Genomic DNA, 15,573 nt, shown 5'->3' on the forward strand with positions numbered 1-15,573 from the left:
CGGGCGCAGCGTGCGACGTTCCACGCGCGGTGCGGCCTGTGAGGCGTTGCACCGTGCGCGCGAGCTCGCACGTTGGTGCGGCGCTCGCCGCCGCGGGTGACCGTCGCCGTCGGCGCGACCTCGTGACGACGGACGGTACGCGCGGTGCCGCGCCGCCCCGCGCCTTTCGTCCGCCGTCCGTCCGTGCGTTCGTTAGGGCCGCGGGCGCACCGTGCGCGCGAGCTCGCACGCTGGTGCGGCGCGTGCCGCCGCGGGTGACCGTCGTCGTGGGCGCGACCTCATCGCGGCGAGCGGCGCGGTACCGGCGGGCGGACGCCTGCGGGAACGGCGGACATCGCGCGGGGAGAGCACGTTGCGGACGGGAGGCGTGACCGTTCTGGTTCGCGATCGCCGGGGATCGCGAACCGGAACGGTCAGGCGGCGAGGAGAACGCGACACGGACGCGAGCACGCGACGGACGGGAGGAGCGGTGCCAGGGGGAGCCGCGCCTCCTGGGCTTCAGCGACGGGCGTGGGTGAGCAGGGCGCGGAGGAGACCGGCCACGTGCGGTCCACGGCCGTAGTGGTCGCGCACCCAGGCGCGGCAGCGCTCGCCGAGGGAGGGGTCGCGGTCGGCGCGGTCGAGGGTGTCGAGGACCTTGGTGGCGAGCGCCTCGGGGTCGGTCGGGTCGACGGTCGACGTCGCCCACTCGCCGGCGAGGATCTCGCCCGTGCCACCGCTCTCGGCGGCGACGACCGGGCGGCCGGCGGACATCGCCTCGACGACGACCCGGCCGAAGCCCTCGGGTTCGATGGATGGCACGACGACCATGTCGGCGGCGTGGAGCAGGGTGACGACGTCGTCCCGCTCGGGGAGGAGCACGACGGAGCCAGCGGGGAGGGACGCGACGGCGCGTCGGACGTCCTCGGCGTCGTCGGGGTCGGCCGCTCCGGCGAGCACGAGCACGGGCGGGTGGTGCGGCTGCGTGGCGTGGTGCGTGCTGGCGGGCCCGAGCGCGGGGGTGAGGGCACGCACGGCGGCGCGCGGCGCGCGCGCGCGGTGGCGTTCGGCGTCCTGCTCGAGCACGAGGCGCCAGGCCTCGAGCAGCGCGAGCACGCCCTTCGACCGGGTGAGGCGGCCGTAGTAGAGGACGGTGCGGGTGTCGTCGTCGAGCCCGAGGGTGCGGCGGGCGCGGACTGTCGCGGACGGCGTGGCCGCGGGGAAGAGTGCGGTGTCGACGCCGTTCGGGACGACGGTGATCCGCGAGGCCGGGATGCCCACGTCCGCCCATGCACGAGCCATCGCGTGCGAGACGGCCAGGTAGTGCGTGCGGCCGCCGGCGATCGGGCCGAGGCGTCGGTAGTTCGGCGCGTGGTGCAGGTGCACGACGAGCGGGACGCCGGAGACCACGGACGCCATACGGCCCCAGGGGAGGTGCTCGGGCCGGTTCAGCCAGATGACGTCGGGGCGCGAGCGGCGGAGGCGGAGGCCGTCGAGGACGAACCGTGCGGCGTCGCCGGCAGCGCTGCGGAGGCCGAAGGACCGGTTGCCGGTGCGGTGCAGGGCGACCCCGAGCTCGGCGAACTGGTCGCTGCCGGCCTCGGCGCCGTCGGGTCCCGGGGCGAGGTGGCCGCGGTGCCAGACCTCGACGTCCTGCCCGGCGCGCACGAGCTCGCGGGTGTCCTCGAGGACGCACCGCTCGACCCCGCCGGTGATGGCGAGCCCGTTCGTGACGACCGCGATCCGGAGTCGACGGTCGGGGCGTTCCGGGGCGTGGGTCACGGTGTGCCTCCTCGGGCGATCGCGAGCCTGCGGATGAACCAGGGCAGGCAGCCGAGGACGCCGGCCACGCGGACGATGTTCCACACGAGGTCCTGGGGCACGAGGACGGACACCCCGGCGACGACCACCACGGCCGCGAGCACGAGGACCGTCCGGGCACGCGGGCCGCGCCACTCCCGGCGGTCGGGGAGCGAGAGCTGCTGCAGCGCCGCGAGCACCATGTAGGCGAAGACCGTGGAGACCCCGGCGCCGGCGATGCCGAGCAGCGGGACCAGCAGCAGGTTCGCGCCGATGTTGACGGCACCGGCGATGGCCGCGATCACCCCGACGGCGACGCCGCGACGCTCCACGAGCAGGAGCCGTCCGGTCGCGCCGCTGGCGATCACCGGGAACGCCGTGAGCGCCACGATGAAGACCACGACGGTGAGCTCGTGCACGCGGTACGACGCCGGTGCGAGGATCGGCAGCGCGACCGGCGACACCAGGGTGACCGCGAGCAGCACCGGGGCGAGCAGCAGGTACAGCTGGTCCCGGGCGTGCAGGGCCAGCTGTCGACGGGCGACGGCGTCCCGGAGCGCCGCGAAGTGCGGTGCCCAGGCCTGGTTCGTGAAGGTCAGCAGGAGGATCACGGCGGAGCCGACGACGTAGGCGATCTGGTAGCGCGCGACCTCGTCCGGGCCGAGCAGCCGCTGCACGACGATCCGGTCGCCGGCGTTCAGCACGAAGTAGGACAGGTTGCCGAGGGCGATCGGCACGCCGAGCTTGAAGGCCCGTGCGGTGGTCTGGCGGTCGAACAGGCCGGCGAGGCGCGGTCGGGTCGCCGCGAAGCCGATGACCATCGCGGCGGCCTGGGCGAACACGCCGCCCCAAGCGTAGGTCGTGGCGTCGGCGTGCACGAACACGAGCAGGCCGAGACCGATGATCGAGCCGCCGACCGAGGACAGCAGGCTCGTGACCGCGAAGACCCGGATGCGGTCCTGGGCGACCAGGATCGCGAGGGAGAGCTGCACGACCGCGGCGGGGAAGATCCAGAGGACCGCGACGAGCAGGATCGGGTGTTCGCCGACGAACCCGGCGACGTCGCCCCAGAGCGGGATGGTGGCGAGGGCGACCGCGGTGACGACGGCTGCGAGGACGATGCCGACCGCGATGAGCCCGCGGGCCTTCCGGTCGTCACCGCCGTCCTCGGCGCGCTGCAGCACGGACGCCTGGTCGAGTCCCGCGACCGCGAGCACGACGAGCGCCTGGTAGAGCGCGATCGCCGAGGCGAGCACACCGAACTCGGAGAGCGGCATGAGGTGCGCGAGGACCGGTGAGATCAGCGAGCTCACGACGAGCTGCATCGACCACACGACCACGTACAGCAGGCCACGGCCGAACAGGACGGACGCACCCTTCTGGACCGCGGTGCTGCCGGTGTCGGGGACCGTGTGGGCGGCGGCCTCGACGGCGGCGGCTGCCGCGGCGGCCTCGACCGCTGCGGCCTTCCGACCGGTGCTGTCGGCGTCGGTCGGGGTGGCTGCGGCGTGGCGGGCCTCGCGGCGGGTCTGGGGAACGGTCACGAGACACCCACCTCCGGGGTCCGGACGTGCTGTCGGAGTCCGAACGCCTGGTCGACGAGGTCGAGCAGGTCCGAGCTCGCAGCGGTCGAGAACTTGCGGGCGAAGAGGTGCGGCATCGCGGTGGGGTCCGTCGTCCATCGTTCGAGGAGTCGACCGGCGTGGGGGAGCGTCAGCCACGGCGGGCTCTTCATCTTCGAGCCGTCCCAGCCGATGAACCACAGGGTGTGCGGGACGTGGTCCTCGGCGAAGCCGTCGACCAGGGCGGGGGAGTTCAGCACGGTCGGCACGAACGACTCGTCGGCGATCCAGGTGCGGCGCCAGAAGCGGACCAGGTCGGGACGGGCATCGACGACCTCGACGACCGCGGCCGCGTGTGCGGCGCTGAGGACCTTGAGCTGCGACCCGCCCATGAGCACGACGTCACGCGGGATCCGGCGGGGGATCGGCAGGCGGAGCATGTGCTTCCGCCACGCCCAGTGCGGGTACCGCATCCGGGCGACCCCGCCGCTCGCGCCCCAGGCCGCGTGCGGGAGGGGGTGCGGGATGAGGAAGGACTGGTCGCGGTGGGCGTCGAGCAGCGCGGTGATCTCGGCGGGGTTCGCCAGCGGGTAGTCGCTGCCGGTCAGCACCGCCACGTGGCGCGCGCCGGTCTCGGCGAGGGCGGCACGGTAGCCGGAGACCTCGGCCGCGACGTTCTCCCACTTCGCCCAGCCCGTCCGCAGTCGCGGCAGGAGGCGGACCCGGTCGGGGAGCCCCTCGGTCATCGCACGGTGCACGTCGTCCGGGGTCCGCGCGTCGACGTGCAGGAACACCGGGAACGGGTCGAGTGCCTCGACGAGTCGTCGGACGTGCTGGGGGTCCTCGTGGGCGAGGACGATGCACGCGAGCGCCGCGGGGGAGTTGGCCATGTCTCGAGTGAACAGGGCCGTCCGGACACCGACAAGGCGGTCCCGGGGCGGGTGCGGGGAAGCGGCGGTTTCCCGCAGCGGTCACCGGCGGCGGCGGTACCTCGGGCAGTCGCAGAGGGCGCAGTCGCTGCCCGGCCGGTAGTGCTCGTGGGCGTCCTGCGCGTGGCCGCACACGCAGACGGCCGTCTCCGTGGTGGCGTGGGACGTCGGCACGGTGACGGGCTCGAGCACGAGCGTGGGCCCCAGCGGCATGCGTCCTCCTCCGACCCGCGCGGTACGGGCAGCTGCACCGATCCTACGGGGCAGGGAGCGACGCGTCCGCCGACCGAGGGGCCACCGGGCGCGGAACCGCCCGCGGGGTCACCCGGCGTGGAACCGCCCGGCCTCGACGTCCCGCCAGCGACGACGGCTGCGGAACCACGCCGCCGGGCCCGCCGGGAAGCCCCGGAGCTCGTGGTAGGCCAGCGACCGCGGCACCCCGGCGTCCGGGACGGCGGGGATCGCGGGACCGACGGGCGCGGACTCGACGGCAGCGGGGGCCGGTGCGCTGCCGGTGCGCAGCCGTCCGACCGTCTCGCGGAGCTTCACCATCGCGGCGGCGGGCACGAGCCGGGCGAGGACCGCGACGTGCCGTCGGTCCTTGGCAGCGAGGGCGCACATCAGCGCGGTGAACCCGACGCCGTTGCCGTGCAGCTGCTTGTGCAGGTCCTCGATGCTCTGCCGGTGCCGGTGGTGCACGACCGCTCGCGGCTCGAACCCGATGCGCCCGCCGCGCCAGAGCGTCTCGATGAACATCGCCAGGTCCTCGCCGCCACGGGCCGGGGAGCCCGCGCCGAGCGTGGTGTCGAACCCGCCGACGGCGTCGATCACCGACCGCCGGAACGCCATGTTGGCGCCCGCGCCGTAGGCACCGATGCCGTACACGGCGAAGTGCTTCACGACCGACCCGTCGGGGCGGACCGCCTGCACCCGCGCGTGCCGCATCGTGCCGGCGACGTCGTCGGGGACGATCGTGACGGGCGCGAAGGTGCGCTCGCCGCTGAACCCGCCGTAGTACGCCTCGTACCAGATCTGCGCGGGCGTCGAGAGCTCGGTGGGGAGGATCACGCCGGACACCGCGTCGAGGTCGGCCTCGCGGACGAACCGCGCGCCGAGTGCGCGCAGCCACTGCGGGTCGACCCGCACGTCGTCGTCGGTGAACGCGACGACCTCGCCGCGGGCGGCTGCGACCCCGGCGTTGCGGCCGGCGGACAGGCCGGGCCGGCGCTCCGTCACGAGGCGCACGCCCCGACCGGCGAGCAGTGCCGGGAGCCGGTCGTCGGCGGGCACCCGGACCCGGTTGTCGACGACGATGACCTCGTGGTCGGGGTAGTCCAGGTGCTCGAGGACGTCGAGCAGTGCGCCGAGGTCCTCGAAGCGGTCCACCACCGTCGAGACGACCACGGAGATCGTCGGCAGGAGGGCATCCGGCACCGGTTCGACGTCGGCGAGCACGGTCTCCCGCAGCGATCCGAGCGCACGGGCGGCGTCGGCGGGGTCGTCGGTGAGCTCGACGTCGAGCGTGCCCGTCGGACGCCCGCCGCGGTAGCCGATCACCAGCGCGGACGAGCCCGTGCCGTCCGCGACGAGGCGGGGGAGCGGTGCGTCGAGGTCGACGTCGATCACGCGTCGGGGTGCGGGGAGTGCACGAGCGGTGCTGGTGGTGGCCATGGTGTGGACGGTAGGTGCCAGGCCGCGGCGGCGACAACGGGGAGCGGGGCCGCTGGCGGTGATCGTGCGGAACCCCGCACGGCCGCGCCGCCGAGCCCCCCGGACGAGGGTGAGCGCTCACACCCGAAAAGCGAACGGCGCACGGTGGTCACGAGCAGGTCACGGAATCTTTGCAACCGGTTGCGAACGGCTGAGAGCGGGCGTAGCTTCCTCCTCCAGCAGGCAGCGTCGCCTGCTCCAGGCAGCGGCGACCCGATGGTCCTCGCCTGGTGATCTCAACGTGGAGACGACACTGTGAAGACAACACGCGCCAAAGTGCGGTTCGCATCCGTAGCGGGGATCGCGGTCATCGGCCTCGTGCTGACCGGGTGCTCGAGCGGCAGCTCGGCGTCGGACGACGCCAAGAACGGTCAGGACAGCCGCGGACCCATCACCTACGTGCAGGGCAAGGACAACTCGAACGTCGTCCGCCCCCTGATCGCGAAGTGGAACAAGGCCCACCCCGACGAGAAGGTCACCTTCAAGGAGCAGTCCGACCAGGCCGACCAGCAGCACGACGACCTCGTGCAGCACTTCCAGGCGAAGGACGCGAACTACGACGTCGTCGACGTGGACGTCGTCTGGACCGCCGAGTTCGCGGCGAAGGGCTGGCTCACCCCGCTCACCGGCAGCATGAAGATCGACACGTCGAAGCTCCTGCCGGCCACCGTCAAGACGGCCACCTACAACAACACGCTCTACGCGGCACCGCAGACCTCTGACGGCGCGCTGCTCTACTACCGCAAGGACCTCGTCAAGACGCCCCCGACCACCTGGGACGAGATGATGCAGGACTGCGACATCGCCAAGCAGGCCGGCATCGGCTGCTACGCCGGGCAGTTCGCGAAGTACGAGGGCCTGACCGTGAACGCGTCCGAGGCGATCAACGGCTCCGGCGGCTCGGTCCTCAGCAAGGGCGGCACGCCGGACGTCGACACGTCCGACGCGAAGGCCGGCCTGCAGAACCTGGTCGACGCCTTCAAGGACGGGAACATCCCCGCCGAGGCGATCACCTACCAGGAGGAGCAGGGCCGCACCGCCTTCGAGGCCGGCAAGCTGCTGTTCCTGCGCAACTGGCCGTACGTCTACAGCCTCGCGAAGACGGACGGGTCGAGCACGGTCAAGGACACCTTCGGCATCGCGCCGATCCCCGGCAAGGACGGCACCGGCGCCTCGACGCTCGGCGGTCACAACGCCGCGATCAGCGTGTACTCGAAGCACAAGGCGACCGCGCACGACTTCCTCGAGTTCCTGGAGTCGAACGAGACGCAGAAGTTCTTCGCCACGCAGGGCTCACTCGCGCCGGTCGTCGGTGACCTCTACACCGACTCCGAGCTGACGAGCAAGCTGCCGTACCTGCCGACCCTGCTCAAGTCCATCGAGTCGGCCGAGCCGCGCCCGGTCACGCCGTTCTACCCGGCGGTGACGAAGGCGATCCAGGACAACACCTACGCCGCGCTCAAGGGATCGAAGAGCGTCGACGAGGCGATGAAGGACATGCAGGCGGCCCTCAAGACGGCCACCAGCAGCGGCAGTTAGCACCCGAGTACGCGGCGTTCGCCGCATCGGACTGGAGGCGCGGGTCGACCCCGCCCCGCGCCTCCCGTCCGTCCCATCCTGCGTTCCGACACCCGGCAAGGAGGCCGTCACGTGTCAGCAGCAACCGAGATCCCCGCCGCCATCCCCAACCCGACGGGCATGGAGCCGCAGAAGCGGCGCAAGGGCGGACTCAACGCCGAGCACGGCCGATGGGCCGTGTACCTCATCGGCCCGACGATCGTGCTCCTCGCCATCGTCATCGGCTACCCGGTGGTCAGCGCGATCATCCAGTCGTTCCAACTCGACGCCGGACTCGACAAGGCCACCGGCCTGTTCGTGCAGGGCGGCTTCGCCGGCGTCACCAACTACGTGCACTGGCTCGCACAGCAGTGCGGCAACACCACCTGCCCGCCCGGCAGCATCGGCTCCCAGTTCTGGGTGTCGATGGGCAACACGTTCTTCTTCACGGTCGTCACCGTCGCCCTGGAGACGGTGATCGGCGTGTGGATGGCGATCATCATGAACCGCAACTTCAAGGGCCGCGCCCTCGTCCGTGCCGCGATCCTCGTGCCGTGGGCCATCCCGACCGCCGTCACCGCGAAGCTCTGGTACTTCATCTTCGACGCGAACGGCGTGCTCAACCACGTCCTCGGGCAGCAGATCCTCTGGACGAGCGGCGAGTGGGCGTCCCGGTGGGCGGTCATCATCGCCGACACCTGGAAGACCACGCCGTTCATGGCGCTGCTCATCCTCGCGGGGCTGCAGCTCATCCCGGAAGAGGTCTACGAGGCCGGCAAGATGGACGGCGCCTCCACCGTTCAGCGCTTCGTGCTCATCACCCTGCCGCTCATCAAGCCGGCGCTCATGGTCGCCGTCCTGTTCCGCGTGCTCGACGCGCTGCGCATGTACGACCTGCCGGCGATCCTCACCGGCGGTGGCGGTGGTTCCGGCAACGCCACCACGACCCTGTCGATCCTCGTCGTCGAACAGATCCGGCAGGGCTTCAACTCCGCGTCGGCACTGTCGACCATCACCTTCCTGGTGATCTTCATCGTCGCGTTCGTCTTCGTGCGGTTCCTCGGCGCCAACGTGGTGCAGACGCAGGCCGCCCAGCAGAAGGGGGAGCTCAAGTGACCCTCGCAGCCGACCGTCCCCGCTCCAACGCCCGAGCCCGCGACATCGCCGTCGACCGCAGCGACGTGCGGGTCAAGCGCCACACCGGCCCGCGGATCCGCACCGCCGTGCAGGCCATCGTCATCGCCGTCTGGTGCCTCCTGCCGTTCTACTGGATGGTGGTGACCAGCTTCCGCGACGTCGGGTTCACGTTCGACGCCACACCGTGGCCGACGCACGTCACGCTCGACAACTACGCGACGGCGTTCTCCACCGCGCTCGGCAACCACCTCGGGCGGGCGCTCGCGAACAGCCTCCTCATCGGTGGCGTCGTGACGATCATCGCCCTGCTCGTCGGCACGAGCGCGGCGTACGCCCTGGCCCGTCTGGAGTTCAAGGGCAAGTCGCTCATCGCCGGTGCGATCCTCGCGGCGTCGATGTTCCCGGGCGTCGCGCTCATCTCCCCGCTGTTCCAGCTGTTCACGGACATCGGGTGGATGGGCTCGTACCAGGCGCTGATCCTTCCGAGCATCTCGTTCGTGCTGCCCCTGACCGTCTACACGCTCGCGAGCTTCTTCCGCGAGATGCCGTGGGACCTCGAGGAAGCGGCACGCATCGACGGGTGCACCCGCGTGCAGGCGTTCCGACGGATCATCCTGCCGCTGGCCGCCCCGGCCGTGTTCACGACGGCGATCCTGGCGTTCATCTCCAGCTGGAACGAGTACCTCATCTCCTCCCAGCTCTCGAGCGACGCGACGCAGCCGGTGACCGTGGCGATCGCCTCGTTCGCCGGGTCCCAGCCGCACCAGGAGCCCTACACGGCGGTGATGGCCGCCGGCACGATCGTCACGATCCCGCTCGTGGTCCTCGTGCTCATCTTCCAACGACGCATCGTGGCCGGCCTCACCGCCGGTGGCGTGAAGGGGTGACGACCATGGCACAGCGCGGACCGACCCGGCCCACGGCCCGGATCGAGGAGGCCATCGGCTTCGTCGGCACGTTCGGCATCCTGTTCCTCGGGGCCACGGTGTTCTGCGAGCTCACCGGTCGCCCGGCGCTCGGCTGGGCGCTCACGCTGCTCGTCTGCGTGCTCGGCGTGGTGGTGCTCGACCGGTGGCGGGTGTCGGTGCTCCGCCGCACCCGTTCGACCGACGGTGTCGGCGCGCCGGCGCCGGTCGTCGCTCCGGTCGCGCGGCCGTCGGCGGCGCCGGTCGTCGCGGCCGGCTCCGGTCCGTCGGGGTGGCGGTCGGATCCGTCCCGCATCGCCGTGCAGCCCGCGGCGGACGGTCGGGTGCACCGCCACGTCGGGTGGGACGAACTCGCGCCCGCCGGTCGTCGGGCCGCCCGGACGCGGCGCGTTGCCCCGATCCCCGGAGCAGCGCCCGGCACGGCGCTCCCCGGGGCGGGCAGTGCGCTCCCCGGGGCGGGCAGCGCGCCGACGGTCGCGCGAGCGCAGACCGGCCCCGTCGCCGACGTGCGGCGGCCGTCGGACGGGTGACGGGCCTCCCGGGACCGTCCATGGGCATCCAGGAGATCGCGACCGTCACGGGCCTGTCGAAGTCGACGGTGTCCCGCGCACTGCGTGGGATGTCGACGGTCGCGGACACCACGATCGACGAGGTGCGACGGGTCGCCGACGAGCTCGGGTACGTGCCGAGCTCGGCGGCGGCCGGCCTCGCCACGGGGCGGCAGCGTGCGATCGGCGTCGTCGTCCCGGTGATCGACCGGTGGTTCTACGTCAAGGCGCTCGGCGGTGTCGACGCCGAACTGCGGCGGGCCGGGTACGACCTGGTGCTGTACAACCTCGGCGGGCCCGGCGGCGACCGCGACCGGGCGTTCCGACGGTCGATGCTGCGGCACCGGGTCGACGGCCTCGTCCTGCTGTCGCTCGTGCTCGACGAGACCGAGCGCGCCGAGCTCGAACTCACGCGGCACCCCATGATCGTGATCGGCGGTCCGGCGCCGGGCCTCCGGAACGTCGGCGTGGACGACGTCGCCGTGGCCGGGATCGCCGTCGAGCACCTGTGCGGACTCGGACACCGGGACGTGGCCTACGTCGGCGGACAGGACGAGGCGGGGATGAACGTGGCGGTGCCGTGGCTGCGGCGGGACGGGTTCGTGGACGCGCTCGCCGCGCGGGGGATCGCGGTGCGGGAGGACTGGATCCTCGACGGGCGGTTCTCCTTCGCGGGTGGCGTCGACGCGGGGGAGGCGTTGTTCGGCGGGCGTGACGGGCGCCGCGGTGTCGGGCGTGACGGCGCGTGGCCGACCGCGGTGTTCTGTGCGTCCGACGAGATGGCGCTCGGAGTGGTGCTCGCTGCGCGTCGAGCGGGCCTCTCGGTGCCGGAGGACGTCTCGGTCATCGGCATCGACGGCCACGAGTACGGCGAGGTCGCCGGGCTGACCACCATCGCCCAGGACCCGGTGGCCCAGGGTCGGGTCGCGGCGCGGGCCGTGCTCGCCGAGGTCGACGGCGGGCTCGCGGGGCCGTTGCCGGCGTCACCGGCGCACCTCGTGGTGCGGTCGACGACGGGGCCGCCCCGGGCCGTCCGCGCGTAGGCGGTGGCATCGCCGCGCTCCGAACCACGAACGCGACATCGAACCGGGCGCCGTGCCGGGTTCGACGTCGCTTCCGTGGTTCGACGCAAGCCGCGCCGCGCCGCCGCGTAGGGTCGCCCGCATGGAGGTCACCAAGCTCGAGCACGCCTGCCAGATCGTCACCGAGGGCAGCGCGCGCCTCGTCATCGACCCGGGCAACTTCACCCGGCCCGTCGACGTCACCGGGGTCGTCGCCGTCGTCGTCACCCACGAGCACCCGGACCACGTCACGCCCGAGCAGGTCCGGCGGATCCTCGACGCGAACCCCGGGGCGGTCGTGATCGGCCCCGCCGGTGTCGCCCGGGCGCTCGCCGGCGCGAGCGACGCGGGCGGCGCGGGCGGCGCGGACGGCGTCGTGGTGGACGTCGTCACCGCCGGGGGCCGACGCACCGTGGGCCCGTTCGACCTGTCGTTCCACGGCACGCGCCACAACCTGATCCACTCGAGCGTCCCGATCGTCGACAACACCGGTGTCCTCGTGAACGGCAGGCTCTTCCACCCGGGCGACTCCTACACGGTGCCCGACGTCCCGGTCGAGGTCCTCGCCGCACCCGTCGGCGCCCCGTGGCTCAAGGTGTCCGAGATGATGGACTACGTCCTCGCGGTCGGGCCCCGCCTGGCCTACCCCGTGCACGAGGCAACGCTCTCCGACGTCGGCTACGGCATGCACACCGGTCGTCTCCGCGAGGCCGTGGAGCCCTCCGGCTCGCTCGTCGTCCTCCGTCCCGGGGAGTCGCTCACGATCTGACGGAGCGGTCGTCCCGCCGCGGCATGGCGGCGCACCCGGGCGACACGCCTCGTTTTGGCACGGCGCGGGGCTTGTGCAATACTTGTCGAGTTGTCGGAACGGCCCCATCGTACAGCGGCCTAGTACGTCGCCCTCTCACGGCGGTAACGCGGGTTCGAATCCCGCTGGGGTCACCACAGGTGGCTTGCCTCCGACTCCGACAACGACCATGACCCCCGCTTCCGGGCGGGGGATTCCCATGTGTGACGGCCCCATCGTACAGCGGCCTAGTACGTCGCCCTCTCACGGCGGTAACGCGGGTTCGAATCCCGCTGGGGTCACACCAGCACGCAAGCCCTCCGGTCCGCCGGGGGGCTTTCGTCGTCCCGGTCGGCTCTGCGAGGCTGACGGGGTGACCAGTGTCGTGCAGCTCATCCGTTCCGGTGCCCTCAGCGACGCCGCGGAGTACGCGTACGCCGCAACCGTGCCGGCCGGCAGCCGACTCGTGTTCCTCGCCGGCGCGTGCCCCCTCGACGCCGACGGCCGGACCGTGGCCGTGGGCGACGTCCGCGGTCAGGCGGCGCAGTGCGTCGAGAACCTCCGCACCGCGCTCGACGCCGCGGGGGCCGGGATCGCCGACCTCGCCCAGACCCGGGTCCTCGTCGCGTCGACGCGGCAGGCCGACCTCGTGGCCGCGTGGGAGGTCGTCCGCGAGGCCATGGGCGACCACGACGTGCCGAGCACCCTCGTCGGGGTGACCGTCCTCGGGTACGACGACCAGCTCGTCGAGATCGAGGGCATCGCGGCCGTCGCGGACTGACGCGGTACGCTGATCCGGTCGTCAGACCCGGCAGTGGGGCCTGCCGGACCCAACCGCGGCCAGCCGCCAACGGTCCCTATCCCGAGAACACCGCACGCGCGGAGACGATCCGGCGTGCTCGGCGATAGGAGCACCGTGCACGAACGTCCACCCCACCTCCGCTGGTCGATGCTCGGCGTCGTCGCACTCGGCGGGGCGATCGGCACCGGTGTCCGAGCGCTCCTCGCCGAGGTCTTCCCGGCGCACGACGGCATCAGCTGGGCGATCTTCGCGATCAACGTCGTCGGCGCGTTCTGCCTCGGCCTCCTGCTCGAGGCGCTGGCGCACCGCGGCCCGGACGTCGGGCGTCGTCGGGGCCTGCGGTTGTTCGTCGGCACCGGGGTCCTCGGCGGCTTCACGACCTACAGCACGCTCGCCGACGACACCGCGCAGCTGCTCGACGTCGGTCGCTGGGGCGCCGGCAGCGGGTACGCCCTGCTCACGGTCGTGGTGGGGCTGCTCGCCGTCGTTGCCGGCATCGGGCTCGCCACGGTGCTCCGGTCCGGAGGCGCCCGGTGAACGCCCTCGAACTGCTCCTCGTCGCGGTCGGCGGGGGAGTCGGCGCGGCGCTGCGCTTCCTCCTCGACGGTGTCGTGAAGGCCCGGGTGTCCGGCTTCCCGCTCGGCACGGTCATCATCAACGTGTCCGGATCGCTCGTCCTCGGGGTCCTGACGGGCCTCGGGCAGGCGGGCACGATCCCGCTCCCGGTCGTCGCGGTGCTCGGAACGGGCATGATGGGTGGGTACACGACGTTCTCGACGGCGAGCGTCGAGACCGTACAGCTCCTCCGATCCGGCAAGCCCCGGCTCGCCGTCCTGAACGGCCTCGGGATGCTCGTCGTCTCGGTCGGCGCAGCCGCGCTCGGCCTGCTCATCGGAAGGAACACATGACCTCGGAACGCCCCGGCGAACTCGTCCTCGTCCGTCACGGAGAGACGGAGTGGTCGAAGAGCGGGCAGCACACCGGCCGCACCGACATCCCGCTCACCGAGAACGGCATCGAGCAGGCGAAGCGCGCCGGCCGGTACCTGGCGGACCGCACGTTCGCGCTGGCACTGTCCAGCCCGTTGCAGCGTGCCCGCGACACGGCGGCGCTCGTCGGTGTCGACGCGGAGCTCGACGAGGACCTCTACGAGTGGGACTACGGCGCGTACGAGGGGCTCACCACGCCGCAGATCAAGGTCCTCCGGCACGGCCCGTGGGACCTCTGGACCGACGGCGTGCCCGCCGGTGACACCCCCGGCGAGAACGCCGCCGAGGTCCGGGTCCGCGTCGAGCGCATCCTCAACCGTGCCCGACCGGTCCTCGCCGAGGGGCAGGACGCGATCGTCGTCGCCCACGGGCACGTCCTCCGCGCGCTCGGCGCCGCGTGGATCCGCCTCGCACCGCAGGACGGCGCCGTGCTGAAGCTCGGCACCGCCTCGGTGAGCGTGCTCGGGTACGAGCACGGCCGTCCCGTCATCGACGCCTGGAACATCCAGCCCCGCGACTGACGCGTCCGCGCACGCGTCCGCAGCGGGTCTGCGGCGGCCTGCTGCGGACGGGAGGCGCGGTGCCGGCCCGACCCGCCCCTCCTGTCCGCGCCGCCCGCGTCAGACGGTGCGGATCGCGCTCGTCGCGCCCAGCGCGCGACCGCGCCGCCGCTCGATCCCTCGCCCCACGAACAGCAGCGCGACGCTGACGAGCGCGCCCAGGGTGGTCTGCGCGACGCGGTCGAGCGCGAGGAGCTCCGGCGCCTCGGGCAGGCTCAGCCACGACACGGCGAGCGCGAGCGGCGTGAGGAAGAGCAGGCACACGGCGTAGTGCCGCGCGACGAAGATCTCGGCGAAGAACTGCCCGACGACGGCGATCAGGACGATCCACCACGCCGAGGGCTCCAGCAGCAGGATGCCCACCGCGATCACGGTGCCGCCGATCGTGCCGATGAACCGCTGGAACGCCCGGAACACCGTGTGCCGCTGGCGCAGTGCGGGCAGCGTCGACACCACGGCGATGACCGCCCAGTAGGGGTGCCCGAGCCCGGGGATCGTCTCGGCGACGGCCCCGGCGACGAGCGCTCCGACCACGTTGAGGGCCACGGTCTCCCACAGCGCGGGCGTCCGGAGCACCGCGAGCGAACGGTGCTTGCGCTCCGCCAGCGGCCGGAACCGGTGCGGGGCGTGCGGGTGCAGCACGAGGCGCAGGACGGAGCCGGACATCGCGACGAGCCAGGCCCAGACGACCGAGCAGACGATGATCGTGGCGATGACCGGGACGTCGGCCGGCCGGACCGGCACGAGCGACGAGACGAGGAACGCGAACACCGGGAAGATCGGCTGCGCCGGGATCGAGCGGAGGGCGCTCAGCGTGCAGACGGCGAAGACGAGCACGAGGACGAGCCCGACCGCCTGCATCCAGAGCTGCGACCCGGCCAGGGCGACACCCACGCCGGCGGCCATGCACACCGCCTGCATCGCGCCGGCGACACCGGTCGTCACCGCACGCTGCCGGTAGGGCTCGGTCGCGCCGAAGATCGCCGTGAACCCGGCGAACATGGCGAAGGCGGCGTACCCGGGCATCCCGAGGGCGATGAGCAGCGCGAGCGGGGCGCCACCGGCGACCGCGGCGCGGATCGCGCCCTCGATGTTGATGGTCCGGGTCGAGTGCGCAGGTGTCGTCATGTCGCGACCATCTTCCCACCGCGACGGGTGTCGCGGAGTCGAGCCGCGCCTCCAGGCAGCCGGGTCGACGCGGGAGCACGTTGGTATACCAACCTGCT

Annotated in this window: 16 protein-coding genes and 2 tRNA genes; 12 read left to right on the forward strand and 6 right to left on the reverse strand. The window is 72.7% G+C overall.

The window, feature by feature from the left end; translation table 11 throughout:
• Positions 1 to 498: 498 nt before the first annotated feature.
• The 5 genes from BM028_RS11440 to BM028_RS11455 form a co-directional block, all read right to left on the reverse strand.
• Complete coding sequence (locus BM028_RS11440) at positions 499 to 1,761, reverse strand: glycosyltransferase family 4 protein (RefSeq protein ID WP_175496060.1); 1,263 nt, start codon at positions 1,759 to 1,761, stop codon at positions 499 to 501.
• Positions 1,758 to 3,323 carry a lipopolysaccharide biosynthesis protein gene (locus tag BM028_RS11445; RefSeq protein WP_092386703.1) on the reverse strand — a complete coding sequence of 522 codons (1,566 nt, stop codon included), beginning with the start codon at positions 3,321 to 3,323 and terminating at the stop codon, positions 1,758 to 1,760. Before BM028_RS11445 ends, BM028_RS11440 begins: the two co-directional genes overlap by 4 nt.
• The gene (locus BM028_RS11450) at positions 3,320 to 4,231 is read right to left on the reverse strand and encodes a beta-1,6-N-acetylglucosaminyltransferase (protein WP_092386705.1); all 912 of its coding nucleotides are present in this window, start codon (positions 4,229 to 4,231) and stop codon (positions 3,320 to 3,322) included. Before BM028_RS11450 ends, BM028_RS11445 begins: the two co-directional genes overlap by 4 nt.
• Positions 4,232 to 4,312: 81 nt before the next feature.
• On the reverse strand, positions 4,313 to 4,483 hold the full coding sequence (locus BM028_RS18535) for a hypothetical protein (RefSeq protein ID WP_156794728.1): 171 nt from the start codon (positions 4,481 to 4,483) through the stop codon (positions 4,313 to 4,315).
• 108 nt (positions 4,484 to 4,591) lie between these two features.
• Positions 4,592 to 5,941 carry a glycosyltransferase gene (locus tag BM028_RS11455; RefSeq protein WP_092386707.1) on the reverse strand — a complete coding sequence of 450 codons (1,350 nt, stop codon included), beginning with the start codon at positions 5,939 to 5,941 and terminating at the stop codon, positions 4,592 to 4,594.
• Positions 5,942 to 6,256: 315 nt separating this feature from the next.
• On the opposite strand from BM028_RS11455, the gene BM028_RS11460 reads away from it, so the two are divergent.
• From BM028_RS11460 to BM028_RS11515, 12 genes are all read left to right on the forward strand, one after another.
• Positions 6,257 to 7,519 carry an ABC transporter substrate-binding protein gene (locus tag BM028_RS11460; RefSeq protein ID WP_254789546.1) on the forward strand — a complete coding sequence of 421 codons (1,263 nt, stop codon included), beginning with the start codon at positions 6,257 to 6,259 and terminating at the stop codon, positions 7,517 to 7,519.
• Between the two features lie 159 nt (positions 7,520 to 7,678).
• Positions 7,679 to 8,653 (forward strand): carbohydrate ABC transporter permease, encoded by a 975-nt coding sequence (locus BM028_RS11465; protein WP_070416435.1) that lies wholly within the window; start codon positions 7,679 to 7,681, stop codon positions 8,651 to 8,653.
• Between the two features lie 95 nt (positions 8,654 to 8,748).
• Positions 8,749 to 9,561 carry a carbohydrate ABC transporter permease gene (locus tag BM028_RS11470; RefSeq protein ID WP_402737261.1) on the forward strand — a complete coding sequence of 271 codons (813 nt, stop codon included), beginning with the start codon at positions 8,749 to 8,751 and terminating at the stop codon, positions 9,559 to 9,561.
• 5 nt (positions 9,562 to 9,566) lie between these two features.
• Entirely contained in the window at positions 9,567 to 10,130 is a 564-nt protein-coding gene (locus BM028_RS11475) for a hypothetical protein (RefSeq protein ID WP_139219813.1), read from the forward strand.
• 20 nt (positions 10,131 to 10,150) lie between these two features.
• Positions 10,151 to 11,191 carry a LacI family DNA-binding transcriptional regulator gene (locus tag BM028_RS11480; RefSeq protein WP_092386715.1) on the forward strand — a complete coding sequence of 347 codons (1,041 nt, stop codon included), beginning with the start codon at positions 10,151 to 10,153 and terminating at the stop codon, positions 11,189 to 11,191.
• A gap of 121 nt (positions 11,192 to 11,312) precedes the next feature.
• Positions 11,313 to 11,978 carry an MBL fold metallo-hydrolase gene (locus tag BM028_RS11485; protein ID WP_092386717.1) on the forward strand — a complete coding sequence of 222 codons (666 nt, stop codon included), beginning with the start codon at positions 11,313 to 11,315 and terminating at the stop codon, positions 11,976 to 11,978.
• 100 nt (positions 11,979 to 12,078) lie between these two features.
• A tRNA-Glu gene (locus tag BM028_RS11490) sits at positions 12,079 to 12,154 on the forward strand.
• A 71-nt stretch (positions 12,155 to 12,225) separates the two neighbouring features.
• Positions 12,226 to 12,298: transfer RNA gene (locus BM028_RS11495), tRNA-Glu, on the forward strand.
• 71 nt (positions 12,299 to 12,369) lie between these two features.
• Positions 12,370 to 12,777, forward strand: coding sequence for a RidA family protein (locus BM028_RS11500; RefSeq protein WP_175496061.1), 408 nt, complete (start codon positions 12,370 to 12,372; stop codon positions 12,775 to 12,777).
• A 168-nt stretch (positions 12,778 to 12,945) separates the two neighbouring features.
• The gene (locus BM028_RS11505; protein ID WP_092386719.1) at positions 12,946 to 13,335 is read left to right on the forward strand and encodes a fluoride efflux transporter FluC; all 390 of its coding nucleotides are present in this window, start codon (positions 12,946 to 12,948) and stop codon (positions 13,333 to 13,335) included.
• On the forward strand, positions 13,332 to 13,706 hold the full coding sequence (gene crcB, locus BM028_RS11510; RefSeq protein WP_092386721.1) for a fluoride efflux transporter CrcB: 375 nt from the start codon (positions 13,332 to 13,334) through the stop codon (positions 13,704 to 13,706). The genes BM028_RS11505 and crcB overlap by 4 nt, the downstream gene beginning before the upstream one ends.
• The gene (locus BM028_RS11515; RefSeq protein ID WP_070416429.1) at positions 13,703 to 14,308 is read left to right on the forward strand and encodes a histidine phosphatase family protein; all 606 of its coding nucleotides are present in this window, start codon (positions 13,703 to 13,705) and stop codon (positions 14,306 to 14,308) included. Before crcB ends, BM028_RS11515 begins: the two co-directional genes overlap by 4 nt.
• Before the next feature lie 99 nt (positions 14,309 to 14,407).
• On the opposite strand, the gene BM028_RS11520 is transcribed toward BM028_RS11515, so the two are convergent.
• Positions 14,408 to 15,475, reverse strand: coding sequence for an FUSC family protein (locus BM028_RS11520; RefSeq protein ID WP_071302180.1), 1,068 nt, complete (start codon positions 15,473 to 15,475; stop codon positions 14,408 to 14,410).
• Between the last annotated feature and the right edge of the window lie 98 nt (positions 15,476 to 15,573).

The organism is Curtobacterium sp. YR515, assembly GCF_900113095.1.
Taxonomy (GTDB): Bacteria; Actinomycetota; Actinomycetes; order Actinomycetales; family Microbacteriaceae; genus Curtobacterium.

Excerpts from the sequence above, each read along its gene's own strand:
- BM028_RS11450 (WP_092386705.1), bottom strand. The coding sequence starts at position 4,231 with ATGGCCAACTCCCCCGCGGCGCTCGCGTGCATCGTCCTCGCCCACGAG.
- BM028_RS18535 (WP_156794728.1), bottom strand. The coding sequence starts at position 4,483 with ATGCCGCTGGGGCCCACGCTCGTGCTCGAGCCCGTCACCGTGCCGACG.
- BM028_RS11455 (WP_092386707.1), bottom strand. The coding sequence starts at position 5,941 with ATGGCCACCACCAGCACCGCTCGTGCACTCCCCGCACCCCGACGCGTG.
- BM028_RS11465 (WP_070416435.1), top strand. The coding sequence starts at position 7,679 with ATGGAGCCGCAGAAGCGGCGCAAGGGCGGACTCAACGCCGAGCACGGC.
- BM028_RS11475 (WP_139219813.1), top strand. The coding sequence starts at position 9,567 with ATGGCACAGCGCGGACCGACCCGGCCCACGGCCCGGATCGAGGAGGCC.
- BM028_RS11480 (WP_092386715.1), top strand. The coding sequence starts at position 10,151 with ATGGGCATCCAGGAGATCGCGACCGTCACGGGCCTGTCGAAGTCGACG.
- BM028_RS11485 (WP_092386717.1), top strand. The coding sequence starts at position 11,313 with ATGGAGGTCACCAAGCTCGAGCACGCCTGCCAGATCGTCACCGAGGGC.
- BM028_RS11505 (WP_092386719.1), top strand. The coding sequence starts at position 12,946 with ATGCTCGGCGTCGTCGCACTCGGCGGGGCGATCGGCACCGGTGTCCGA.
- BM028_RS11515 (WP_070416429.1), top strand. The coding sequence starts at position 13,703 with ATGACCTCGGAACGCCCCGGCGAACTCGTCCTCGTCCGTCACGGAGAG.
- BM028_RS11520 (WP_071302180.1), bottom strand. The coding sequence starts at position 15,475 with ATGACGACACCTGCGCACTCGACCCGGACCATCAACATCGAGGGCGCG.